Annotated in this window: 24 protein-coding genes and 2 pseudogenes; 12 read left to right on the forward strand and 14 right to left on the reverse strand. The window is 69.5% G+C overall.

Features of this window, described 5'->3' with window-relative positions:
- The first annotated feature begins 139 nt into the window (after window positions 1-139).
- From ACWF9Z_RS28985 to ACWF9Z_RS29000, 4 genes are all read left to right on the forward strand, one after another.
- Window positions 140-1246 carry an IS630 family transposase gene (locus tag ACWF9Z_RS28985; protein WP_453606720.1) on the forward strand — a complete coding sequence of 369 codons (1107 nt, stop codon included), beginning with the start codon at window positions 140-142 and terminating at the stop codon, window positions 1244-1246.
- Between the two features lie 70 nt (window positions 1247-1316).
- On the forward strand, window positions 1317-1970 hold the full coding sequence (locus ACWF9Z_RS28990) for a hypothetical protein (protein WP_453606722.1): 654 nt from the start codon (window positions 1317-1319) through the stop codon (window positions 1968-1970).
- 69 nt (window positions 1971-2039) lie between these two features.
- Window positions 2040-3308 (forward strand): DUF6357 family protein, encoded by a 1269-nt coding sequence (locus ACWF9Z_RS28995; protein WP_453606724.1) that lies wholly within the window; start codon window positions 2040-2042, stop codon window positions 3306-3308.
- A gap of 47 nt (window positions 3309-3355) precedes the next feature.
- A complete protein-coding gene (locus ACWF9Z_RS29000) occupies window positions 3356-3646 on the forward strand; it encodes a DUF6342 family protein (RefSeq protein WP_453606884.1) in 291 nt (96 codons plus the stop codon).
- Window positions 3647-3727: 81 nt separating this feature from the next.
- Here ACWF9Z_RS29000 and ACWF9Z_RS29005 read toward each other — a convergent pair whose 3' ends face one another.
- A complete protein-coding gene (locus tag ACWF9Z_RS29005; protein WP_453606727.1) occupies window positions 3728-3877 on the reverse strand; it encodes a hypothetical protein in 150 nt (49 codons plus the stop codon).
- Between the two features lie 374 nt (window positions 3878-4251).
- Entirely contained in the window at window positions 4252-4557 is a 306-nt protein-coding gene (locus ACWF9Z_RS29010; protein ID WP_453606729.1) for a hypothetical protein, read from the reverse strand.
- 584 nt (window positions 4558-5141) lie between these two features.
- Between ACWF9Z_RS29010 and ACWF9Z_RS29015 the strand changes: the two genes are divergently transcribed.
- From ACWF9Z_RS29015 to ACWF9Z_RS29025, 3 genes are all read left to right on the forward strand, one after another.
- Window positions 5142-5315 carry a hypothetical protein gene (locus tag ACWF9Z_RS29015; RefSeq protein ID WP_453606732.1) on the forward strand — a complete coding sequence of 58 codons (174 nt, stop codon included), beginning with the start codon at window positions 5142-5144 and terminating at the stop codon, window positions 5313-5315.
- A gap of 431 nt (window positions 5316-5746) precedes the next feature.
- Entirely contained in the window at window positions 5747-6622 is an 876-nt protein-coding gene (locus tag ACWF9Z_RS29020) for a hypothetical protein (RefSeq protein WP_453606735.1), read from the forward strand.
- Window positions 6623-7035: 413 nt separating this feature from the next.
- On the forward strand, window positions 7036-7443 hold the full coding sequence (locus ACWF9Z_RS29025) for a TipAS antibiotic-recognition domain-containing protein (protein WP_453606738.1): 408 nt from the start codon (window positions 7036-7038) through the stop codon (window positions 7441-7443).
- On the opposite strand, the pseudogene ACWF9Z_RS29030 reads toward ACWF9Z_RS29025, so the two are convergent.
- The 5 genes and pseudogenes from ACWF9Z_RS29030 to ACWF9Z_RS29050 all read right to left on the reverse strand — a co-directional run.
- Window positions 7341-7702: pseudogene (locus ACWF9Z_RS29030) on the reverse strand (hypothetical protein); the annotation flags it as partial. The gene ACWF9Z_RS29025 and the pseudogene ACWF9Z_RS29030 sit on opposite strands and share 103 nt — an antisense overlap.
- Window positions 7703-7919: 217 nt before the next feature.
- On the reverse strand, window positions 7920-9566 hold the full coding sequence (locus ACWF9Z_RS29035; RefSeq protein ID WP_453606740.1) for a beta-1,3-glucanase family protein: 1647 nt from the start codon (window positions 9564-9566) through the stop codon (window positions 7920-7922).
- A 134-nt stretch (window positions 9567-9700) separates the two neighbouring features.
- Complete coding sequence (locus ACWF9Z_RS29040; protein WP_453606743.1) at window positions 9701-10960, reverse strand: family 16 glycosylhydrolase; 1260 nt, start codon at window positions 10958-10960, stop codon at window positions 9701-9703.
- A 494-nt stretch (window positions 10961-11454) separates the two neighbouring features.
- A complete protein-coding gene (locus ACWF9Z_RS29045) occupies window positions 11455-12621 on the reverse strand; it encodes a S1 family peptidase (protein ID WP_453606745.1) in 1167 nt (388 codons plus the stop codon).
- 204 nt (window positions 12622-12825) lie between these two features.
- Window positions 12826-12975 carry a hypothetical protein gene (locus ACWF9Z_RS29050; protein WP_453606748.1) on the reverse strand — a complete coding sequence of 50 codons (150 nt, stop codon included), beginning with the start codon at window positions 12973-12975 and terminating at the stop codon, window positions 12826-12828.
- Between the two features lie 5 nt (window positions 12976-12980).
- Here ACWF9Z_RS29050 and ACWF9Z_RS29055 point away from each other — a divergent pair, with 5 nt between their 5' ends.
- The gene (locus ACWF9Z_RS29055; protein ID WP_453606751.1) at window positions 12981-13418 is read left to right on the forward strand and encodes a DUF6892 domain-containing protein; all 438 of its coding nucleotides are present in this window, start codon (window positions 12981-12983) and stop codon (window positions 13416-13418) included.
- Window positions 13419-13898: 480 nt separating this feature from the next.
- Here the strand turns inward: ACWF9Z_RS29055 and ACWF9Z_RS29060 are convergent, their stop codons facing one another.
- Window positions 13899-14345 (reverse strand): hypothetical protein, encoded by a 447-nt coding sequence (locus tag ACWF9Z_RS29060; protein WP_453606754.1) that lies wholly within the window; start codon window positions 14343-14345, stop codon window positions 13899-13901.
- Window positions 14346-14673: 328 nt separating this feature from the next.
- Entirely contained in the window at window positions 14674-15069 is a 396-nt protein-coding gene (locus ACWF9Z_RS29065) for a DUF5958 family protein (RefSeq protein ID WP_453606757.1), read from the reverse strand.
- Here ACWF9Z_RS29065 and ACWF9Z_RS29070 point away from each other — a divergent pair.
- Window positions 15030-15185, forward strand: coding sequence for a hypothetical protein (locus tag ACWF9Z_RS29070; RefSeq protein WP_453606888.1), 156 nt, complete (start codon window positions 15030-15032; stop codon window positions 15183-15185). The two genes, ACWF9Z_RS29065 and ACWF9Z_RS29070, sit on opposite strands and share 40 nt — an antisense overlap.
- Before the next feature lie 246 nt (window positions 15186-15431).
- Here ACWF9Z_RS29070 and ACWF9Z_RS29075 read toward each other — a convergent pair whose 3' ends face one another.
- The 5 genes and pseudogenes from ACWF9Z_RS29075 to ACWF9Z_RS29095 all read right to left on the reverse strand — a co-directional run bounded on the left by ACWF9Z_RS29075 (window position 15432) and on the right by ACWF9Z_RS29095 (window position 18688).
- Window positions 15432-15965 carry a hypothetical protein gene (locus tag ACWF9Z_RS29075; protein ID WP_453606760.1) on the reverse strand — a complete coding sequence of 178 codons (534 nt, stop codon included), beginning with the start codon at window positions 15963-15965 and terminating at the stop codon, window positions 15432-15434.
- A gap of 346 nt (window positions 15966-16311) precedes the next feature.
- Window positions 16312-17177, reverse strand: a pseudogene (locus ACWF9Z_RS29080) (IS5 family transposase).
- Between the two features lie 320 nt (window positions 17178-17497).
- On the reverse strand, window positions 17498-17641 hold the full coding sequence (locus tag ACWF9Z_RS29085) for a hypothetical protein (protein WP_453606762.1): 144 nt from the start codon (window positions 17639-17641) through the stop codon (window positions 17498-17500).
- Between the two features lie 85 nt (window positions 17642-17726).
- The gene (locus tag ACWF9Z_RS29090; RefSeq protein WP_453606765.1) at window positions 17727-18209 is read right to left on the reverse strand and encodes a hypothetical protein; all 483 of its coding nucleotides are present in this window, start codon (window positions 18207-18209) and stop codon (window positions 17727-17729) included.
- 140 nt (window positions 18210-18349) lie between these two features.
- Window positions 18350-18688, reverse strand: coding sequence for a hypothetical protein (locus tag ACWF9Z_RS29095; protein ID WP_453606768.1), 339 nt, complete (start codon window positions 18686-18688; stop codon window positions 18350-18352).
- A 354-nt stretch (window positions 18689-19042) separates the two neighbouring features.
- Here ACWF9Z_RS29095 and pip point away from each other — a divergent pair, with 354 nt between their 5' ends.
- From pip to ACWF9Z_RS29110, 3 genes are all read left to right on the forward strand, one after another.
- Entirely contained in the window at window positions 19043-20005 is a 963-nt protein-coding gene (gene pip, locus ACWF9Z_RS29100; protein WP_453606771.1) for a prolyl aminopeptidase, read from the forward strand.
- Between the two features lie 747 nt (window positions 20006-20752).
- Complete coding sequence (locus tag ACWF9Z_RS29105) at window positions 20753-21307, forward strand: matrixin family metalloprotease (RefSeq protein ID WP_453606774.1); 555 nt, start codon at window positions 20753-20755, stop codon at window positions 21305-21307.
- Between the two features lie 2 nt (window positions 21308-21309).
- On the forward strand, window positions 21310-21864 hold the full coding sequence (locus tag ACWF9Z_RS29110) for a hypothetical protein (RefSeq protein ID WP_453606776.1): 555 nt from the start codon (window positions 21310-21312) through the stop codon (window positions 21862-21864).
- Window positions 21865-22102: the final 238 nt, after the last annotated feature.

Raw genomic sequence — 22102 nt, forward strand, 5'->3', positions numbered from 1 at the left:
TCCGCCGCGAGTTACGCAGAATCCAGCTCCGACCCCACCTCATCGACGGCTGCCTCACCGCCACCGGCCTGGCTATCAACCCACCGACCCCACCCCGAAATCCTCAGTAACCGCCGCCGAGCGCGAGCGGCTGAAGAAGATGGCCTACGGTCACAAGACCGAGTACCGGCTGCGGGTCCGCGCGCAGGTCGTCCTGCACGCGGCGCGGGGGCGCTCCAACGCGCGCATCGCCCGCGAGACGGGTTTGCACATGGACACGGTTCGCGCTTGGCGGGGCCGGTTCGCCGCCGGCGGGCTGCCGGCCCTGGCCGACCGCAAGCGCTCAGGACGCCCCGCCCGTTTCGCTCCGGTGCAGGTCGCAGAGGCCAAGGCGCTGGCCTGCCAGTTGCCCGCCGAGACCGGCGTACCGCTGGCGCGCTGGTCGTGCCCGGAGCTGGCCGCCGAGCTGACCGCGCGCGGGGTCACCGATACCGTCTCCGCGTCCACGGTGCGCCGCTGGCTGCGCAAGGACGCGCTCAAGCCCTGGCAGTACCGGTCCTGGATCTTCATCCGCGACCCGGACTTCCGCGCCAAGGCCCAGCGGGTCCTGGACCTCTACGCCCGCACATTCGAGGGTGCCCCGCTGGGCGAGGACGAGTACGTCCTCTCCAGCGACGAGAAGACCTCAGTCCAGGCCCGCTGCCGTTGCCATCCGACCCTGGCCCCGGGCCGGGCCCGGGCGATGCGCGTCAACCACGAGTACGGCCGCGGCGGCGCGCTGGCCTACCTGGCCTCCTACGAAGTCCACCGCGCGAAGGTCTTCGGCCGCTGCGAGCCGAAGACCGGCATCGTGCCCTTCATGGCCCTGGTCGCCCAGGCCATGGCCACCGAGCCCTACGCCAGCGCGAAACGCGTCTTCTGGATCGTCGACAACGGCTCCTCCCACCGGGGGAAGAAGGCCATCGACCGTCTGACCACGGTGTTTCGGAACGCGGTCATGGTTCACACTCCCATCCACGCCTCCTGGACCAACCAGATCGAGATCTTCTTCTCCATCGTTCAGCGCAAGGTCGTCCAACCCAACGACTTCACGGACCTGACCGAGGTCCGGGACCGGCTCCGAGCTTTCGAAGACCGCTACAACGCCACGGCACAGCCGTTCCAGTGGAAGTTCACCACCTCCGACCTGGACGATCTGCTGGCCCGGCTCGACCGGCACACCCTAACCGACCGACACCAAGAATCCTCCGTCGCACTGGCAGCCTGATCAACCCCCGAAGGACTTCCGGCGTCGACCACTAAGCTGGTGGCGCTCGTACGCGCGAACGAAGGACGCCATGGCTCGCCCCTACCACCCCGGACCGAAACAGTTCGTCTTCGCTGTCGGTGATGGAGACGACCAACAGGTCTCCGTGGGCGACCCGCAGGAGGCCTACGTGGCGTTCTCCGCGTTCTTCCGCGGTCGGGAAGCCGACACTTACACCATCGCCGACGAACCGTCGGGGCAGAGCCTGGTACTCATGCCCGGGCAAGGTGTGATTTCGCGGATCCAGGATGCGGACCGGTCTCGGACGCAGTACCTCCGGGTCGACAGGGCCAATCGCTACCTACCGAGCGCGATGCTGTTCTTCGAGAACGGATATGCCGGCCTTGACCACTTCGGCCAGTGGTTCTCAGACCCCGCCGACCTCGACGCCTCACCTGAGACTCGCGGCGCCGCCCGCGCCGCCGCGATCACGACGGAAGCAGCTGCTATCGAAGAAGTCGCCCGGATCTGGGCGGATTCGGGCTGCGTGGACCCGAGCGACCGCTACTACGTCTTCTTCGACTCGCATGGTCTCGACGACGACCGAGCCGAACGAGCCGAACTCCTCAAGTTGATCGAGTTCCTCGGTATCGAACGGGTCGACGCTCCGGCCGAGGCCGCCGACGGCGAAGTCTGGGTGCGCACCGACCATCGCCTCGACGTCGAATGTGCACGGTGGTCGTGAACGGACGGTGCGGGCCGGTGCCGCGACGACGGCGTGCCGACCAGCGCCGTTCCGTAGAGGGCTGAGTCCATGAAAGACATCGTTTTCACGCGCATGAGCGGCTGGATCCCGAACGTGATCCGCGAGGACGGCGAGCTGAAACTGATGCTCGGTGCCGGGGCCGATGCCAACCACGAGCCTCGCACCTTCACGTTCCCGGTCAGCGAAGCCCATCTCGCGGTGATCAGGGAGGACATCGCCCGGCACCTGCTGCTGTGGAGTGCGGTCCTTCCCCTGTGCGAGGCCGCCGGAACCAGGGGCCGGCTCGACGAGGACGCTGCCGTCGCGCTCCTGGACCCGATCCTCCTTGCCGCGCCCGCAGACGTCGATGCGCTCTTCCGGCGCATCCGGTGGGACAGCGGCCGGCTCATCGCCCACGGGGCCGACACCGGTCTCCTCGAACGCGGTCAGGTATGCGCGGCGATGCGCGCGGCGACCGAGGCCTCAAACGGGAAACGAGCCCAGGAGTACCACGCGGACCGCCGCCGCGCCGAGCGCGGAACAGTGCTCGGTCCGCTCGACGCCGCGATCCTGAGGTACACGGGCCAGTATCTGCACGGCGCGACGGTTCCGAAGCGGATGCCCGATGCCGTCGACCCCGCGCTGCTGCGCGAGGTCATGCGGGTGATCGCCACGGCTGAGCAGGCGTGCGCCACGATGCGGATCGGCCGCGATCCACGACGGGGAAAGCACGCCACGGACAAGCGCGACTGGGGTCGGATGGAGGCGACGGTCGCAGCGGCAGTGCGCCGCGCACACCCTGGGCTCGCCGATGACGCGGTGCGTACCGTGAGCTTCCTGATGTGCTCGGAGGCCGCGTACCGCGCCAGGAGCACACCCATGGAGGACGACGAGGCAGCAGATGGCCGCCGCGCCGATTTCGGCGGGAGCGCGGGGAAGGCGGCCCTGTCGTTCACCGACGACAAGGGTGTCGAGAAGAAGTGGACACGGGACGGTCCCCGCACTGCCGCCGCGGAGTTCTGGGAGTTCGTCGGCGAGCGCTCCGCCGCCGACAATGAAGTGTTCACCATCGAGGCAGAGGAGAGGGGCGAAGGGATCCAGCTCCACTTCTACGCGGACTCCATCGCCCGGATCACGACGCTGCGCGAGGGTGCAGGCGGGGCGGATCCGCAGTACCGGGTCGAGTACAGGCTGGTCGACGGGATGAGCGGGTACCGGGCCCTGGTGAGCGCCTTCGTCCGCGGCGGCTGCGCCGCCCTTGACCAGCACGGTCCCTGGATGTCGGACGTCGCCGAGCTGGAACTCGAGCGTGCGCGCCGGCGGCGCGACGCCCGCTAGGGTCCGGCCGGACCGGCTCGGTCCCGAGGAAGCCGCTGACGCCAACGATCAGAACGGTCAGGCCCGATCCGAGCCACCTCCAGCGGCCGAACGGCAAGGTCAAGTTGTTGGACAACCGGACTTACCCGGGCACTCCGCAGAAGAACGTGGCGGTCATCTCCCCGAACAGCGTGGAGATCGTGATGAATTCCAATTGCTCCAGCTCCCAGGAGATGGACAAGGTCTACTTCGTCACCCACCACGGCAGCGAAAGGAAGGTCGTCTGGATCCTCGACTCCGACGGCAACCTGCAGATCGCCGGGAAGCTGATCACCGACCAGAAGAACCTGGACCTGTAGGTCCCGCGGGGAGCGCGTCTCACCCGCACAGCACGAGGGCCCGCACGACCTGACACGTCGTGCGGGCCCTCGTTGTATGGGTCAGGAGGCCGACGGCGCCGGGTGGACCTCCAGCCACTCGCGCGGGGTGAACGGCGACACCTTGCCCTCGTTGCCCTCGCCCGTCCGTACGAGCGTCAGGTGAGGGAGGAGGTGTGCGGCTGGGTCGGGCGCGGTCTGATCGGCGGGCACGTGGCCGGTGATGGTGAAGTGCGTGCCGACCAAGCGCACGGCCGGTCGGACGCCGGCACGGATTCACCGAGGCCCACCCCGCCCCATTATCGGTGGACTTCCTTGCTGCGGCTTCAGAAATCGCTGGTGTAGGCGTCGATGCGCGCACAGAGAGCTGGCCTGAGGGAGCGCGACGACGGGGGGCACGGGACGGCGCGGGCCTGGCGTGAGGGCGAAGCAAGCGGCCCGTCTGGCGCGCGATCTGTGGGACGGGGAAGGCGTCGTAGCGGGCCTGGTGGAACGCGGCGACACGTGCTTCGTGGGTTGGCCTGGCGGGGGATGCCATCGGCGTCGACGCACTGGAAGTCCGACGAAATCCCTTATGGCAAGCCGGTCTAGCCGGCCTCGGCGGAAGTGCTGGCCTTCGCCTCGCCGCGGGCCCGGGCGTCGCGGACCATCTTCCAGAGCACCACGGGGCCGAGCAGGGTCAGAGCGGCGAAGACGACGGCCGGGTGGCCGCCGCCCGCGGCGAGGGTACTGATCAGCACAGTGCCGAGCGCATGGTCGAGGGCATCGAGACCGGGGCCGGTCCGGTGGCCCGGACAGGCCCGACGCATGCGCTGCAGCGCCCTCAGCGCGAAGAAGAGGTTCAGGCCGGCGCAGGCGAGCAGAGCCAACCGGACTGCCACGGGTATGTTCACGGGCGCGACTCTAAGCCCTCGCTGCTTCCCCGGACAGCCTGGGCCGACTATCAACCAGCATGGCGGCTAGGCCGTGTTTTGCCCGCCAGTGCTGCACTTCGGCGCCGAGAGGCAGTGCAAAGGCTCAAGCTGCCGGGCGGCCGTGGGGTAGGGCGTCGGGTCCTGACCTCGTTGCGGCGCTTCACGCCACGAGCTGACCATCGCGGACCACCGGATCCGGCCGGTGACACCATTCTGTTCGCCCTGGCCGAAGCCAACCCCGATCCCCGTCGGCTCCGCCGCCCCGACTGCTTCCTCGCCGTCGCCCTCCGCGGCCGCCACCTGGCGTTCGGCCACGGACCCGCTTCTGCCCCGGCTCCACCTGGCCTGGCTGAACTCGCCGCCGCCCTCGACATCCTCTTGCCTCACCTGCCACACATCGCGCTGGGCGCACCTGCGAACACGCTGACCTGGCGCCGCTCCGCACGCCTGAAGGGTCTGACCGCTCTCCCCGTGATCCCGTGACCGCCAGACGGAGCCGGGCCACGGCACAAGCACCGATCACCGCCATGGGCTCCGGCCGGCGGGCTCTACCCCGTCACGACATGGCGGTGGCCGACTCCACGGTCGGCACCACACTCAGCACTCCGTCCGCGCCAGTCATCTCCAGGCAGCAGCTGCTCCTGCGGCGCCGCGACGCGCAACGCCGTCTTCTGGTGGGCGAGGACGTCCAGGTCAGGTCGCCGCGCCCCGCGTCCACCGTCAGGCATGCGGTCTGACGCGTGTCGTCCATGCGGGAAGCAGGCCCAACGGCCTCCGGCTGGCCAAACCACCGGGCTACAGCCAGGTGTCACGAGGCCTCCGCGCCGCGAGCGGCATCCCGGCGAACGGGGGCGGGGCGGGTGATGGCGGGTCGCCGAGCCGGACGAGGACTTCGTCGTCGTCCTTGCTGGACATCGTCGGTGCCGAGTGCAGGCGATCCGTGTCAGCGGCTGCGCGTAGAGGAGGGCGAGCCGGGAGCGCATGGCCCAGCGGAGGAAGGCGTCGCCGAGGAACTGAAGGCGAGCGACGTCGGCCTGGAGTTCCTCACTGGAGAGAACCTCTCCACCTCTACCTGGCTGACGCGCTGTCGCCTGCGGTTCCCGTTCTTCGAGAAGGTACGGCTCGCTGTGCCCTTACGAACTCCCTTGCAGGGTCCTATCTTTGAGTCATGGACACTCGGCATCCCGGTCCGCTGGCGGAAGTCGTCTCACCCGTGACAGCCGGATGGCGGCTGCTGTTCGTACCCAGCCGGGCCCGCGAGCTGGCCGTCGCGCTCGGCGGGAGCATCATGGTCCCCTCGATGGTGGCGGCCCCGCTTCTGCTGGCCGCTCTGGTGGCCGCCGTGATCTCGGAGAACTCACTCTTCTGGGGCGGTTTCTGGGTCCTACTGGCGCTCACGGTCGTCGCAATGATCCTGCTCACCGTGGCCATGGTGTACGTCACGGTCTCCATGACGGTGCGGTGGGTCGAGTTCCGCCCCCTGGGAACTCCGGCCCAGGTCGTGATCGCCCGCTTTCTGCGTTCGTCGACCATAGCGATGGCTGAACTGCAGCGAGTCGTGGTCATCGAGCGACTCAGTCTGGGGCAGCGACAGTCGATCAAGGTGATGCTGCACACGCGCAGCGAGACGGTGGAGTGCGAACCGGCGACGTCCGCACCGCTCTCTCGGGTCGACGTACAGGCGCTGGCCGGCTGGTTGACCGAGCAACTCGGCCAGTTCCAGGTGGCAGTGGAGCGTCAGACGGAGGTCAAGCGAGACTTCCTGCGTCCGGACGAGTGGTGGACCCGGTCCCACACCGCCGAGCTGTGGCGGGTACCCGTCGGCGAGGTCGACGGGATAGCCGCCCAGCGCGGCGTCGAAGGCTATCGGTACACGCCCCGGGCAAACGCGACGTACAGCCCTGGCACTTCGGTCACCGTCTACGACCCGGGCCGGGCCTACGAGGTCGCCGAAGAACTCCGCGCGGAACGAGCCGCCGGCCAGGCCGCCGACAGCACGGCAGCCCCCGGCCCGGCCGAGGACGACGCAACAGAGTCCCGCTGACTCGGTCGGGCCGGTCCTGCCCTCTCCTGCCCTGCCTCGGAGACTGCACTCAACTGCCGATGCAAGATCATTTCTTAGTCCGGGAAAGCTCCGTGGCCGTGGCGGGGGCTGTCGCACGCCGTGTCGGGAGCGCGTCGGACGGCGAGTGCGGCGTGGAGTTGAGCATCCTGCCCGCCCATGCCGCCGGAACGACGGACCGGCGGGCGACGCCGGGGTGCGGAACAACGTGGCGACCGGTCGGCCATTCGCGGAGGGGCAGAGAGTGGGCCAGGAAATGGATTGCCGACCCGGTGGCTGTGTGTCACCGTTCGGCCTGGACCGGCAGTTGATCATCGACGGCCGGTCGATGTCGACATGTCGGCGGCCTCCTGGGGATCCACCGGAGAGGCCACGAAATGATGGGAACCGGTGCCGTGGCGAACAGTTACGAGGACGAGTGTCGCCGGTCGTTGGCCGAGGAGCAGGCGAAGAGCCTTGCCGGGAGCAACGACTGGGAACATGTGGAAAGGGAGCGGGTCCATCAGGACTGGGATGTCCTGTACCGGGAGATCACGGCTTTCCTGGACGGCGGCTCCCTGCCCGGAGACCAGCAGATCCAGGAGCTCGTCCGCAGGCACTTCGACATCGTCTGCCGGTTCTACACCCCCTCCAGGGAGGCTTACGTCGGCATGTCGCTCTTCTACGCCGAGGACGCGGCCATGAGGGCGTTCCACGATTCCTACCACCCCGGGCTGGTGGAGTTCATGGGCGCCGCGATCAAGGTGTTCGCCGAGCAGGGGACCGGGTTCGCCCCCAGCGCAGGGGCCGAGGCTTCGGCGTAGTCGGGCGACACGGGCCAGGACATGCATGGGCGGGTGCTCTTTCGGCCGGAAGGTCGTCCAGGTCCGGGGCGGGTGGGTTTTGGTGCCCCGGCCGGGCAGACGTCCTTGGGGAGTCGCGGCGGACACGTGCCGGTGTCTGCCTGTCTGGGGAGGCGGGCCTCTCCCCAGGGCGAGGCCGGTCGGCCGCCAGTGGCCGGGCCAGTCGCAGTCGGGTGTAGGCCGCGAGGATCAGCCAGGTCCAGCGGTCCGCCGCCTCGGGGTGCGGATCAACGTTCATCTGGTCCGCCCGCTGATCCGGAAGAAGGGGCTAGTGCCGCGTCGGGCAAGGTTTGCCCCTTGAGGAGCGGCGTCCGGTGCGTGCTCTCGGCGTGCCGGCCGCAAGCGCTCGTACTGGACGTACTTGGGCTTTCGGCCGGTGCGGCGAGAGTGCGTGCCGGGCGTCGCGACGGGGCGAACGTCGCCTGACGCGGCACTAGCTAGGCGAAGGAGAACCAGTTGACGTTGACGAAGTCGGCGGGCTGGCCGCTGTCGAAGGTCAGATAGACGTCGTGGGTTCCGGTGGTGCGGCCGATGTCGGCGGGGACGGTGCGCCAGGCCTGCCAGCCGCCGGTGTTGGCGACGGCGAAGCCGCCGACCGGGGTGGCTGTGGGGCTGTCGAGGCGGACCTGGACCAGGCCGCTGACTCCGTCTGCGGCCCCGGAAGCGACGCGGGCGTCGAAGCGGGTGGCGCCGGTGGAGCCGAAGGCGACGGACGAGAACTTGAGCCAGTCGCCGTTGGACAGATGGCCGACGTCGGATCCGCCGCCGTCGGAGCAGGCCTCGACCTGTGCTCCGGACTGGGCGTTGAACGCCTCGGCCTGGATGGTGGTGAAGGCGCTGACCCCGCCGCCCGGGGCGGTGGCGGTCGGCGTGGGGGTCGGGGTCGGTGTGCCGCCGCCGCCGGCCACACCACCGACCGTGATGGTCCAGCGGCCGGGGGTGCCGGACTGCACCTTGCCCTCGAAGTCGACTCCGGCCGGGTGCACGTCGTCGTACGGGAAGGCGTACCCGAGATGGTCGGGGGTGGTGTTGTGCAAGATGCGGGCGTAGTGGTTGGTGCGCGGCCGGGTGTAGAAGGCGGCGGGGTTCTCGGCGGTCGGCTGGTAGGGGTTGTCCAGCAGGGTGGTGCGGTTGAAGGCGGCGGCGAGCCGCGCGCTGAGATTGCCCATCAGGTCGTTGCCCGTGGTGAAGGGCGCGTCGCTGCAGGAGAAGATCGAAAGGGTGGACGGCTTGGCGAAGTTGCCGACTCCTGGGAAGGCGAGGACGTCGCCGTTCACCCGGCCGGTGACGGTTCCCCAGGTGAACTGCGTGTCGATGCGCAGGTCGGTGGAGCGGTACTTGTTCCACACCTCGTCGACGTAGCCGTCGAAGTAGCCGCGGAACAAGGCGCTGTTGCCGCGGATGGCCAGGTTGGGGCTGAGTACGCGCATGTCGCGGCCGCCCCCGGTGACGATCAGCCGGCTCCAGTCGCTGCCGTCGGCGGCGGACTGGGCCCGCAGCGCGGCGGCGACCCGGGACAGTCCGTCGGCGGGCAGCCCGCGCACCGTCTGGGTGCCCTGCCCGGTCTCCAGTTGGAAGGCGATCGGCAGCGAGACCATGTCGACGAACGTGATGTTGGCGTACAACTGGTCGCTGTTGAAGGTGAATTCGCAGAAGTCGTGAGGGACGTTCGCGTTGGGGTCGGTAGGGTTGCTCACCGACGGCAGGGCCAGACCGCCGCCGCGGTTCACCAGGAAGGTGAGCTTCGTGCCGACGGAGAAGTAGATGCGGCCGCTGTCCAGGCGCGGCAGCGTCACCCTCCGCGCCCCGGCGCCGGACGCGTTGAGCGGGATGGCACAGTCGACCCCGAGCGGGGTCTGATCGTTGGCCGGGGCCGGCGGGTGGTACAGGCTGGAGCCGTTGGCCTGGATGAAGGCCCAGGTGCCGCCCGCCGCGGGGTCACGGCCGAGCACGTAGGCGTACACCGTGTTGTTGCCGGTGGTGTTCACCAGGTCCAGGGGGAGCGTGGTGGTGGTGGACGCGTTGGCGCCCACCTCGAGCCAGGCTGCCGCGGCGGGCACGGCCAGGGCCAGGCCCGCTGTCACGGCGAGGAGTTTTCTACGGGGCATCGTTCGCTGGTGGCGAGCCGTCACGGTGGGGGTCCGTTCTTCGTGAGGTCGGGCGGGGGAGCGGCCGGACGCAGGGGCGGGGGAGAAGGGAGGGCGGAGGAGCTGGTGGGTCAGCCGACCGTCCACGTCTGGTTGGCGGCGCCGGTGCAGGTCCAGGTCTGCAACCGGGTGCCGTCGGCGGAGGAGTTGCCCTTGGCATCCAGGCACTTGCCCGCACCGGTGTTGGTGAAGCCGCGGGCGGCGGTGTACGTCCACTTCTGGGCGTTGGTGCCGTTGCAGGTGTAGAGCTGGACGACGGCGCCGTCGGCGGTGGAGCCGCCCGCGACGTCCAGGCACTTGCCGAGGGCGCGGACGGTGCCGTCGCCCCCGATGGTCCACTGCTGGGCCGCGCTGCCGGTGCAGTCGTGCAACTGGATGGGGGTGCGGTCGGCATCGGAGCCGCCGGCGACGTCGACGCACATGCCGCCGATGCCACGGATCGGGCGTGCGGCGGGGGCACTGGCGGAGGAGGCGCGGACGTAGTCGACGGTCATCGTCTGCGGGAAGGACGTGGAGGCGTCCGGGCTGCCGGGCCAGTCCCCACCGACCGCCAGGTTGAGGATGACGAAGAACGGGTGGTCGAAGACCCACTTGTTGCCGCCGGTGTCGGCCGGCGTGAGGGTCTTGTACGTGGTGCCGTCCACCGACCAGACGAGGGAGTTCGGGCTCCAGTCGACGGCGAACACGTGGAAGTCGTCGGCGAAGGCGCGGCCGCCGGGCAGGTTGTACGCGGCGCCGAGGCCGCCCGCTCCGGAGTAGCCGGGGCCGTGCACCGTACCGTGCACGGTGTTGGGTTCGCGGCCGATGTTCTCCATGATGTCGATCTCGCCGCTGTTGGGCCAGCCCACGCTGCCGAGGTCGTTGCCGAGCATCCAGAAGGCGGGCCAGATGCCCTGGCCGCGCGGGATTTTGATGCGGGCCTCGAAGCGGCCGTACGCCTGGGTGAAGGTTTTGGCGGTGTTCAGCCGGGCCGAGGTGTACTGGCACTGCCCGTACCAGCAGCCGAGGCCGGCGTCGGTGTTCTTCCGCGCGGTGATGACGAGGTTGCCCTGGCCGTCGAGCGCGGCGTTCGAGGTGCTGTTGGTGTAGTACTGCAGCTCGTGATTGCCGAAGCCCGAACCTCCGGTCTCCAGCGTCCACTTGGCGGCGTCAGGGGCGCGGCCGGACGCGCCGTCGAACTCGTCGGACCAGGTCTGCGCGACGACTGCGGCACCGGCGTGCGGGGCGACCGAACGGGTGAAGGATATGAGCACCGCCGCGACCAGGGCGGTGGTCACGAGGAGCACCACTCCTCCGAGGGAGCGGCGACGTGCGCGATGAGCAGCAGCCATGGGCAGGGTTCCTTGTCTGGGCGGGGGAGGAGGAGGGGGAGGTGGAGGGGGGCCAGGCCGGGCGAGCCGTGGAGAGTGACAGGTGGGTACGAGAGCGCTCTCAAACGTGACGCAATGTCACCCGAGGCAGTGAGTATTACGGAGAGGTAACCGTCATGGCAACGTCAGGCGTTACTCCTCGCACGCCTCTGAGCTGCGGTTTTCTCTTGTGGGCTTCGGCTTAACGCTCTCTTAAGGCTGGCTTGATGGAGAGAGGTGTGCATCGGAGCCTCACGTGATCGTCGGCCGGACGGCCGCCGCGGGTACCCCGCGCGGGCGTCCGGACCGCGTGCTCCGGGCCACGGCCACGGCCCCGGCCGACGGTTTCTCGTTCATGCGTAGGTGTCCGGCGCCGTACGGGAGGCCGGGCGACAGGGCCTCCCGAGTGCGCGCCCCCGGAAGGCCCTGGTGTCGCGCCGACCTCAGGTGTGTGCAGCGTCAGGCGGTGCCCAGCGTCAGGCGGTGTGCAGCGTCAGGCCGTAGCGGCCGAGGATCTCGTTGATCGGCTGGAACCACGTCTGGCCGCCGGACGAGCAGTTGCCCCAGCCGCCGGAGGTGACGCCCTGGGCCTGGTCCCCGCTGAGGAACGAGCCGCCGGAGTCGCCTCCCTCGGCGCAGACGCTGGTCTTCGTCATCTGGTAGACGGCGCCCTGGCTGTAGTTGACGGTCTCGTTCTTGGCGAGGACGGTGCCGCAGTGCCAGTGCGTCGTGGAACCCGACCGGCAGATCGAGGCGCCCACGGGCGCCTCGGCGGAGCCGCGTACCAGCTGGTCCGGGATGGTTCCCCAGCCGAGCACCACCGGTACGGTCCACCAGCCGCTGTGGATGCCGACGTACGCGTAGTCGTTGCCGGGGAACGAGGATCCCTGGAAGGTGCCCATCGCGGACCCGTCCCAGCCGCGCACGGCGGCCCCCGCCTGCCCGCAGTGCCCAGCCGTCACGAAGCCGCCGTACACGGAGAAGCCGATCGAACAGCGGACGTTGCCGGTGTAGTACGGGTCGCCGCCGACGGTGCCCGCGGCGTACGTACGGGGCGCCTGCGCCGTTTCGGCGACGGTGACGGGGCCGCCGGCCCGGGCCTGGTCGACGAACGCCCGTATGGCGGGGGCTTCCCGCTCGGTGCGTATGACCGTGACGACGACGCTGTTGGTCCGCGGGTCGACGTGCCAGCCGGCCACCCCGGTGGGGGCGCGCAGCGTGTCCAGGCGCGCTTTGGCGCGGTCCAGCGCGGCGGCGCTGTGCCGGACGAGCCGGGTGTCGGCGCCCAGGGCCCGCACCTCGGACTCCTCCGCGCGGTCGGTCACCGCGACGACGAGCCTGCCGGTGGACGGCTCGTACCACGAGCCGCCGTACGCACCACCCGCGGCCTGCCGTGCGGTCTTCTCCACGGCCGCGGCAGCCTTTTCTGCGCTCAGCCGTTCCTCGGCCTGGGAGGCGGTGAGCCCGAGGTCCCGGCGCATCGCGTCGAGGAGTCCGGCCGAGGCGGACGGCGCTGCGTCGGACGAGGCCGCGGCGGGATCCGGAAGCGGGACGGCGCTCGCCACGCCGGCGTGGGCGGCGCCCAGGCCGACGGTCAGGAGCAGGGCGGCGACGGCGGCGCGTAAGGGGGTGGCGTGTTTCACGAGACCTCCTGGTGCGGGGGATTGAACGCTTGAGAGCGCTCTCACAGAGTGTCGGGCGCTACGCTAGCCCAGCCCGCTTGTCAGGTCCATACCAAATTCCGGTTCCGCCGCGGCCGAACCCGCGCGACCACTCGGGCACTGAGGACTGCCCCCGGCGCTGAGGGCTGACTGCGTCACCGGCCTGACCGACGTCGATGTCGAGGTCTACGTCGGTGTCGGTGTCGCGGTGGTGGCCTGGTGGATTACACGGCCGAACTCGACGCCGAGTTCCGCGCGCTCGCTGCGGAGGGCGTAGTCGGAGCCGTACCTGGCCGGGGCCAGGGCTCCGGCCCTTCGAACCTCCGTGATACTCATCTCCCATGAGCCAGTTCCGCGACTTCAACCTCAAGCTGCTCGTCATCGAGGAGCTCATGTACGGCCCCGATCCGCTTCTCCTCCCGGCCTACGACCTGCCCGCGCGGCTGGCCGAGCGGGGGATCGGCGACCCCGCGTCCCACGTACTGGAGAACGGCCTCCACGGGGAGGTGCTGTTGGAGTCCCGGGCCCATTTCGAGGCCCTGGAGATCCCGGCCGAACTGCTCGCCGGCGTCGAGGAGCTGTGCTTCGACGCAGGGGCGGACGTCTTCCAGCACTGCGCCCCCGCCTGGGACGGCGAGGACGACCTGTTCGACGTCCGCTCGCTCGACGACCTCGCCCTGCTGCCCAACCTTCGGGAGGTCACCTTCGTGGAGGACGGCGTCCTGGCCGTGCCGGACGCGGCGGAGGTCTTCGCCGCGCGCGGCATCGGCACCGACTGAGCCCGGCCGTTCAGGCAGCGCTGCACTGGTTCCGAGCTCCGGCCCCGCCACCCCGCGCGAGCCGGACTTCGTCATGCTCCCGAAGGTCCGCGCCGGACGCGAGCGTGGAGGACGTACCGGTTCGGCGAGGGGCCGGCCAGGGCCGCGGGCTGAACTGCGTGGCTGGACGAGCGTCGTGCGGGATCCGGGTGCCGACCGCTCAGCGTCTGACGATCCGGTCGAGGACGGCGGCGATACCGGACTTGACCGCGTCGCAGTGGTGCAGTGGTGCAGCGGTTCCGCGGGGAGCTCGCTGGCGGGCCGCACGCCCCGGTCGGCGAGGACGTAGCGCAGGCGCGGGGACTCAGGCAGTTGCTGAGATGGGCGGGCGCCGGGGTGCTGAGGCGATCGGCCCCGAAACGGTCGGCGGCCGGACCCAGTCAGCGGACGGCGTCGCGTTCGCTCAGGTCGGCGCGGGTGAGGACCCGGGCAGCCGTCCGTTCATGCGCCTTGAGCTTGGGCTGGTACCCAGCGCGGTGCAGGAACTGCCGGATACCGCGCAGTGTGGTGCGCAGAGTCCGCCGGGTTGCCCGGCAGTCGAGGCGCACGGCACCGACAAGGAGGCAGGAGCCTGTCCTCGGTGTGGACGCCACCACCGTCCGCGCGTCCGCGACCACCGGCCACCTGCCCACAGGCCTCGCCCTCGGCCGGATCAGTTCGGTTCCCAGGAAGCCTAGGGAGGCAGCCGCCGAAGTAGCCAATGCCGGGCCGCATGCCGCCGGACCCGATCCGCGGGTCGATGCCGAGGATCTGCACGATCAGGGAGACATCGCGGCCCGCCGCGTCGCACGGGTCAGCGACCGCGTTGATGTAGGAGATCTTCAGGCCGAGGAAGGTGTTCGCGGCGCCCTTGGCGAGTTCGGCGGTCTGCGGGTCGGTGATGAACAAGGGGACGCCCGCCTCAAGGATGGGGGCGTAGACGGCGCGGGTCGCCTTCTCGGCCTCGGCGGTGGTGAGGCCGGCGACGAGGCGGTCCGGCCGCCGCGTGGTACCCGACCGCGTGCCCCTCGCGAAGGAACTCAGGGTTCCAGACCACCTCCACGGCGGTGCCTGCGGGGCCAGGCGCTGCGGGAGAGCCGTGATCTGAGCGGTGGTGCCGACGGTGACGGTGCTCTTGCCGACAATCGTGCAGGCTGCGTCAGGAGAGGGCGAGCTGGCCGATGGCGTCGGAGGCTCTGTTGGAGGTGTTGGCTGCAGCCGTGGGGAGCCCGCGCTGTTACGGCTCTTCGGCGAGCGTCTGCAGGTGGTGCCACGTGTGTCCGCAGGCGCCTTTGCAGTACGTCTCTCTGCGCCGTGTGTCGGCGACGGCGAATACGGAGACGAGAACTCGGAACGCCTTCACGTGCTCGTCCGCGGGCAAGTGGGCGAACCCGTAGCGGGGCGGGTCCATGCAGATCATGACTGAGGGGTTGGCGGTGGGCTTCACCCCGGACCGTGCCACGCCTGCGCGGCCGTCCACGGCAGTGATGTGTACCTGCATCGCGTACAGGCCGGCCTCGTGCAGCACTTCTTGCCGACGGGCGGGCGACAGGCTGGTGAACCAGCCACCCCGTCGTCCAGGGTGCAGAGCTCTTGGGCGATCCCGTTGACGACTCGCTCGGTCCCGTACCAAAAGGAGGTGCGAACCAGACCGCCGGGCTGGAACAGGGTGCGCTCGTTGAGACGCTGCGTCGCTTCCTCGAGGTGTGGGGAACCGCGTACCCGGCGGCCGTGATCTGGGCGATGTGACGGTGAAGGCGGGGCCGCTTCCGTACCGCTGGTGCAGCCGGTGCCGGCGGTACTGGTGCGGGCGGTGTAAACGGCCGTCGCCAGACCGTGAGACTGAGTATCCCGCTGACGGAGACCCCTGCAACAGTGCGTGAGAACAGCCGAGCCTGGGGGGCCTTGCCTTACGGACGCCGACCACGTGGTGACGCGCCCTGGCCCCCAGGGAATCTTCGAACACCCGCTGGGGGGCCAGGGCGCACCGCGCTCCTAGCGGTTCTGGCACGCCCTATGGAAGGCCCGGTTGGCGGCCTGGGTCCAGCTGTTCCAGTAGACGGCGCTGTGCTGCGGGCCGCTCTTGTCCGCCACGGGCGGGGTGGCGCAGCTCTTGGCTGCCGCCGCAGCGCCCGCCTTGGCACCGGCCGCCCTGCCCGCGGCCCTGTCGTGTCGGGAGTTGGGCTGGGTCGGGCTGGTGGACTGCGGTGAGGTGGCCGAGGGGACGCGCTTGCAGTTCACGAAGACGAAGGGCTGGTCCTCGTTGACGGCGAGGACTGTGTAGTTGACGTTCTTCTGGAAGCGGGTCAGCAGGAAGTGCCCGGTCGCGTCCACGTTGAGGTCTTCGGTGCTCTCGCCGTCGTTGAGCTTGCGCGGTGCCGTGAACCCCTCGCCAGAGATGGTGACGGCGGTCCCGTCCGCGTTGGGCGTGACCGTGCAGCTGGCGGCCGGCACCGCCGCGCCGGAGGCCGGCGCGAGGACCACGGCACCGCCGCAGGCGACGGAGGAGACGAGTAGGGAAGTGATCACGGCGCGTCGGGTGCGTCGATACATGAGGGTGCTCCCATCGGGCATCGGATACGGGCCCTGGAGGACAGCGGGAAAGTCGAGGTCGAGGGGGAATGGGCGCGTCCGCGCGGGAACGGGCAGCCGACAGCGCCGGAAACGGCGTCGCGCCTTCTCCGTGCCCGAGCCCCTCCGACCACCGTGCCCGTTGCGCGGCAACCGGGTGTCTCCGGACGTGCCCGTACCCTCCATACTGCCCCGACCGCCTTTGCGTGGCGACTGGGAGACGACACGGCCTATTGCCCGGCCGCCGGACGCCGTCAGTGGGGTCGCCCGGAGCCCCGGGCGACCTTGGCCGTTTTCTTTCGGATCAGCTTGCTGACCAGATGAAGATGACGGCGAGGTGGAGTGCGGCGAGGTAGATGGTGGCGGTCTTGTCGTATCGATTGGCTAGGCCGCGTCATGGCTGCAGCTTGTTGATGCACCGCTCGACTGTGTTCCGTTGCTTGTAGGCCTCACGGTCGAAGGCCGGCGGACGGCTGCTGAAGGGGCCGAGTCGTTTGCGGTTGGCGGCCTGGTCGGCGGGCTGCGGGATCACCGCCCGGATTCTGCGTCGCCACAGGTGAGAGCGGATCGCGCGGGGTGGGCAGGCCTTGTCGGCCAGGACCACATCCGGCGTGATTTTGGGACGGCCGATCCGCCGAGGCACCCGTAATCGGGCCATGACCTTGGTGAACGCGGGCGCGTCACCGGCCTGTCCCGGCGTGAGGACGAAGGCGAGCGGGCGGCAGTGGCTGTCTGCGGCGAAGTGGATCTTGGTGGTCAGTCCGCCGCGGGAGCGTCCAAGGGCATGGTCGGCGGGCTCGTCGGCCGGGGCCCCGTTTGACGGGCCCCGGCGGCGTGCTGGGGAGCGCGGACGATCACGGAGTCGACGGCGACGACCCAGTCGAGATCGCCTTCGGTGTCGGCCTGGGCGAGCAGGGCGGTGAAGACCTTCTCCCAGGTGCCGTCGGCGTCCCACTTCCGCAGCAGGTTGTGGGCGCCTTTCCACGACCCGAAGTGCTCTGGGAGGTCCATCCACGGCGTGCCCGTGGGGTACTTGAACGAGATGCGGTCGATGACCTGTCCGTGATCCCGCCACCGCCCACCCTGCTGAGGGGCGCGGTCCGGCAGTAACGGCTCAACGCGGGCCCACTGGGCGTCAGTCTCGCCGACTCGCGCTAACGCCTGCCGCACCTGTGCGGCCGTCCGGTGCCCTCCGCCAGGCCGTCACTCCGTACGCGGGTCAGGCTGGGCGTCCCTGAGGCGGGGCGTAGTGCCGTCGGCTCTCGCGTTACGCCCGTGCGGGACTCACACCGGCATCCCCCTTACGTTCCCGATCCCGCCACACGGCCAGGACCGCATCCCACGCGGTGTACTGCGCGTCGGCCCAGCCGGTCGCTTGGGTCGGTCGGGTCTGCTCGGTGGGCATCGTCGGGGACAGCCCGGACCGGGCCGCCGCAGCCGCAGGAACCCGCCCCATCGCTAAATCCGCCGACGCGCTATCCGCTGTCGCGTCAAGCAGCACGAAGGCTCCACTGCGGTCTGCGCCCGCCAGACAGCACCTTCGGCGTCATGTCGATGAACGGATCCGGTGGCAGGCTGATTGCCTTCACCTCCAGGAGCTCGTCGATCTCGGTGAGCATCGTGTGCAGGCTCATGATGGGTCGTCGGCATCGTGGTCCGCCGGCTCACCCGTGGCCGAGAAGCGGTCCGGGTCGCCCACGGCCCCTCGTCGGCGCGGGTTCAGGTGTCGTAACAGCCGTGCCAGGGCGCGTTGAAGCCTAGGCCGTCGGGATAGAACTCGGCCCATACTCCGCCGTCTTCCTCGTCTACCTCCTCCTCGTCCACGTCCTCCTCCATGACCAGGCCGAACAGGGATCCCTCGAACCGGACTGCGAAGGGTGCGATCGCGATGTCCTGGTACCGGCGTTCCGGAAGGGCGTCCAGCCACTCACCAAGTAGCAGTCGGGCCGCGTCGATCGCCTTCTGCTCGCCGTCCGCCGTGGTCCCGGTGAACTGGATGCGCGAGTCCAGATACAGGCCGGCCTCGTCGAACCGATGCAGCACCGCGCACCAACGCTTCTGGGACTGCCAGTCGTCACCGCTCCAGCCCTCGGGGAAGGCCGCGGTGACCGACGCGAAGAACTGGCCGCCCTGCCACCGCCCGATGGTGTTCGTGCGGTAGTCAGGCTCGTATCTGATCGGGATGACCTCGGGAACGCTCATGGGCGGAACCATAGGTGCTGCCTGCGACAACAAGCGCCGACAGCCTCGCCGTATGTCCGCGCTGAACAAGACCTCGAACGCGGTCTCACAGGTCGGGCCCCTCATCCGTCCTACCTGACACGAACCGACTGACCCGGAAATCAAGCAGGCCGTCGTGCCCTCTCAAGCTCGGCCTGGACTTCCGCGAAGCGTTTCGCACGCTGCACTTTGCCCGCGTATCCCGCCATGTCACTGAGGGCATAGGCGATGGTCTTGAACCCGTCAGTCTGGTGGAACTCGGCACCCGAGTTGCCGAGCGTCACATGCGTGACCTGCTCCAACGGCAACCGCTGAGTACCCCACGGGTTGACCGCGACAACCCGCTCAGGACCGATCTCAAGCCGGACTCGCAATATCACCCACCAGAAGCAGCAGAAACCCGCTGCCAGTCCAGTCCACAGGCCTGCGAGCCGGACACCCGCCCACGTCGGGTCCTGCATCCACCAGAACCAGCGCCGAGCGGCTGTGAATACGACAACGGCCGAAATGGCATACGCCGCGGGACGTGCACCCCCGGCGACGCGCCACACCATGACCCGTGGCGGAAGTCGGCATTCGCTCCGTAGCCTGCGTCCGCGACCAGAGCAGCGGGCCGCAGCCCGATGCCTGCACGTTCACAGTGCCACGGGTGACCACCTCAGTGGCGGCGAGGTCTGCGCATGTCTGGCGCTGGTCGGCGTCGTTGGGGTCGTTTCGACGTCGGGAAGGTGCGGAGTCGCCGACGGTTGCACCGCGGATGTTGTCTACTACAAGGCCTTGTTCGTGTTGCATTTGGTTGCCAGGAGGTCGGGAAGATGGGCGAGCTGTACCCACCGGTAGAGCCGTACGAGAAGGGGATGCTCGACGTCGGCGACGGCAACCTTGTGTACTGGGAGGTTTGCGGAAACCCGGACGGCAAGCCAGCGCTCGTCGTCCACGGCGGGCCGGGGTCAGGATGCGGGACCGGGGCACGCCAGTACTTCGACCCGGCCCGCTACCGGGTCGTTCTGTTCGACCAGCGCGGCTGCGGCCGCAGCACCCCCCACGCAAGCGAACCCACGACCGACATGCGCCACAACACCACCTGGCACCTGATCGCCGACATGGAGCGGCTTCGCAATCATCTGGGTATCGACCGCTGGCTGCTCCATGGAGGCTCGTGGGGCTCCACGCTGATCCTGGCGTACGCCGAAACCTACCCGGAGCGGGTGTCGGAGATCGTCATCGCCGCCGTCACCACCACCCGGCGCTCCGAGATCGACTGGCTCTACCGAGGAGCGGGCCGGTTCTTCCCCGAGCAGTGGGAACGCTTCCTCGAAGGCGCCGGCGGCACACCACAGGACGGTGGCATCGTCGCGTCCTACGCACACCTGATGGAACATCCGGACCCCGCGGTACGGGAGAAGGCCACGGCCGACTGGTGCGCCTGGGAGGACGCTGTCCTGTCCGGGGAAACGAACGGCGCCTCCCACCCGTACGGTGACCGCCCGCCGGTCGCGCAACTGGCGCTGGTCCGCATCTGCTCTCACTACTTCTCCCACGGCGCTTGGCTGGAGGAAGGCGCACTCCTGCGCGATGCACACCGCCTGGCCGGTATCCCGGGCGTTCTGGTCCACGGCAGGCTCGACCTGGCCGGCCCACTCGATACCGCATGGGAACTCGCCCGCGCCTGGCCCGATGCCGAGCTGACCATCGTCGGCAACGCAGGCCATCTGGGCAGCGACACGACCCGCTCCCATGTACTCAAGGCCCTCGACGAATTCGCTCGCCAGGGATGAGATGCTCCGCGACCTCATCAGAGAGCGATCAGCTCGTTCTTCATGGTCCGGCCTTGAACGATGCCCCGAACGACGCACGGACGGGTTGACCGCACCCTTCGAGCGAGAGCCCCAGAGCATGACCGGAGCACTGGGCGCGTGGCTTCAATCCGATGTGGTAACGCTGGCGCCGAGGGCTGGGCTCATCCGGTAGTACGGAAGGAGGCCAGCGAAGGGGGATCTTGTGGCGACTGCGATCATCGCCGTGCTGGGCACTCTGCTCGGTGCCTTGGCAGCAGGCGCGATGCAGCACCTCGTCTCGCTCTCCGCTCGCCGGGACCGGCAAGCCCTCGCCGCTGCGGTGGCCGGGCTGCTCGGCGCCGCGACGGACCATCGCCGCCACCAGTACCTGAAGCATGCGGGCGCAGGGCGGGGGCGGCAACCCCTGACCCCCCCGTCGCACCGCCGAAGCACCTCTGCCGACCGCGGCCCGGCACGCCTTTGCCGGTGCCTACTCGCCGTCAGCCGCGTTCTTGTCGCGCAGGGGCCGTAGGCATCGCCGGAGCCCCAACCGTCGCCGCCGGGCTGCGTGGCTCCCCATGCGGTACAGCACCGCTTCACCCAGGAGAGGGGTCGTACGGCCGTACGCGCACATCAGCACCGTCCCGAACGTGTTCGAGCGTTGGGTCTACCCAGTCTGGGGGAAGCTCTCCCCTCAGGGCTGAGGAAACGATCGTCCCCGGTACGCAGAGCCCTACCGTGAAGTGGATGAAGCGCCTGTCAGCCGGGTTATCGGTGGCCGCATCCCTGCTCCTGACCGCCCCGCCCCCGGCGGCAGCCGTTGCCGCCGCGCCCTGTGTCAGGGGCGAGTCCGAGTTGCGGTCGCGCAGCTCGGTGGACGACGGCGAGATCAGATGGACAGCGCACACGGCCTACTCCGACGCATACAAGCACGCGCTTAAGGCGTGGCAATACACCGGCCACAAGATCAAATTTGCTCCGGACTCGGCGGCCACCGTCAACGACCTTGAGTTTGTGGACTACAACGACCCGAAGGACCACGCCGCCGCGAAGTGGAACTACCGTGGAGGCCCCGGCCAGACCGACTACATCCGCTTCAACACTGCGGCGATGAAAAACGCAAGCCAGACCAAGCGCCGGCAGATCGCGGCGCACGAGCTGGGCCACGCCCTGGGACTGTGCCACAAGTCCGATGCCAGCGGCCCGGGCTACGTACGGTCGCTGATGTGGCCGACCGCCCACGAATACTTCGATCGCCCTCAGGCCGTCGACCGAGCCAACTACTCCAAGCTGTGGGGCTGATCATGAATGTGAAGACGTGGGCGATGGCCGGGACGGCGGCCGCCGTGCTCCTAGGAGCCGGCGGCTGGTACGCCTGGGAGAACGGCGGAGAGTCGCACACGGAGAGCCTGTGCGGGACGCCGTCCGGGGGCACCGATGCTGAGGTGGCGACCGGCGCGCAGGGCATCGCCGTGGTGGAAGCCCTCGGCGCGGCAGCGCACGACCCGCAGGCCGTCGGCGCCGAGAACCCTGAGCTCGTCACGACGCCGGTGCGGATCGTGGAGACGATGAAGGGGAAGTTCGCCCCGAGCATCGGGGTGTCCCAGCGGGTCGAGCCCGGCGGGGCCCCCGGCTCCTTCAAGGTGGCCACCTCCAACCGAGAGGTGATGATGAAACCGGGGGAGCGGTACGTGATCGCGATCGGACCCGGTGACCTGGAGGCCCGTCCGGGGACGACGGCTTTCTCCACCCTGATCGAGCCCGCACGACGGGGGGCGCCCGGGGAGGCCGACTACTGGCGGGGCGTGATCGCGAAGGCACCGCCGAAGCCGGTGTGCGAAGACACCGCCACCCCATAGGGCCCTGCAGCATCCGATCCTGCTCCTGACCGCTGATACTCCCGTGGCCGCCAGCATCCCGGGATGGAGACCGACGGCATGTGCTGGCCTAGCCTTGGTCCAGGTGCTTTCGCCGACCAGGCGCGGCGCCGGGGGAGGGCAAAGGCACGTGTTCGACAAGTGGCTCAGGCTGCAGGCCGTGCAGCAGCCAGACGGCTGCTGGAGTACCAGCTGCTCGCCGACGACGGGCTGATCGAGG

It is taken from the genome of Streptomyces sp. NPDC054961, assembly GCF_053609145.1.

What these genes read in the sequence shown, in the direction of transcription:
- ACWF9Z_RS28985 (WP_453606720.1), top strand. Translation starts at nt 140, where the DNA reads ATGGCCTACGGTCACAAGACCGAGTACCGGCTGCGGGTCCGCGCGCAG.
- ACWF9Z_RS28990 (WP_453606722.1), top strand. Translation starts at nt 1,317, where the DNA reads ATGGCTCGCCCCTACCACCCCGGACCGAAACAGTTCGTCTTCGCTGTC.
- ACWF9Z_RS28995 (WP_453606724.1), top strand. Translation starts at nt 2,040, where the DNA reads ATGAAAGACATCGTTTTCACGCGCATGAGCGGCTGGATCCCGAACGTG.
- ACWF9Z_RS29015 (WP_453606732.1), top strand. Translation starts at nt 5,142, where the DNA reads ATGGCGGTGGCCGACTCCACGGTCGGCACCACACTCAGCACTCCGTCC.
- ACWF9Z_RS29020 (WP_453606735.1), top strand. Translation starts at nt 5,747, where the DNA reads ATGGACACTCGGCATCCCGGTCCGCTGGCGGAAGTCGTCTCACCCGTG.
- ACWF9Z_RS29040 (WP_453606743.1), bottom strand. Translation starts at nt 10,960, where the DNA reads ATGGCTGCTGCTCATCGCGCACGTCGCCGCTCCCTCGGAGGAGTGGTG.
- ACWF9Z_RS29050 (WP_453606748.1), bottom strand. Translation starts at nt 12,975, where the DNA reads ATGAGTATCACGGAGGTTCGAAGGGCCGGAGCCCTGGCCCCGGCCAGG.
- ACWF9Z_RS29055 (WP_453606751.1), top strand. Translation starts at nt 12,981, where the DNA reads ATGAGCCAGTTCCGCGACTTCAACCTCAAGCTGCTCGTCATCGAGGAG.
- ACWF9Z_RS29085 (WP_453606762.1), bottom strand. Translation starts at nt 17,641, where the DNA reads ATGAGCCTGCACACGATGCTCACCGAGATCGACGAGCTCCTGGAGGTG.
- ACWF9Z_RS29090 (WP_453606765.1), bottom strand. Translation starts at nt 18,209, where the DNA reads ATGAGCGTTCCCGAGGTCATCCCGATCAGATACGAGCCTGACTACCGC.
- ACWF9Z_RS29095 (WP_453606768.1), bottom strand. Translation starts at nt 18,688, where the DNA reads ATGCAGGACCCGACGTGGGCGGGTGTCCGGCTCGCAGGCCTGTGGACT.
- pip (WP_453606771.1), top strand. Translation starts at nt 19,043, where the DNA reads ATGGGCGAGCTGTACCCACCGGTAGAGCCGTACGAGAAGGGGATGCTC.
- ACWF9Z_RS29105 (WP_453606774.1), top strand. Translation starts at nt 20,753, where the DNA reads ATGAAGCGCCTGTCAGCCGGGTTATCGGTGGCCGCATCCCTGCTCCTG.
- ACWF9Z_RS29110 (WP_453606776.1), top strand. Translation starts at nt 21,310, where the DNA reads ATGAATGTGAAGACGTGGGCGATGGCCGGGACGGCGGCCGCCGTGCTC.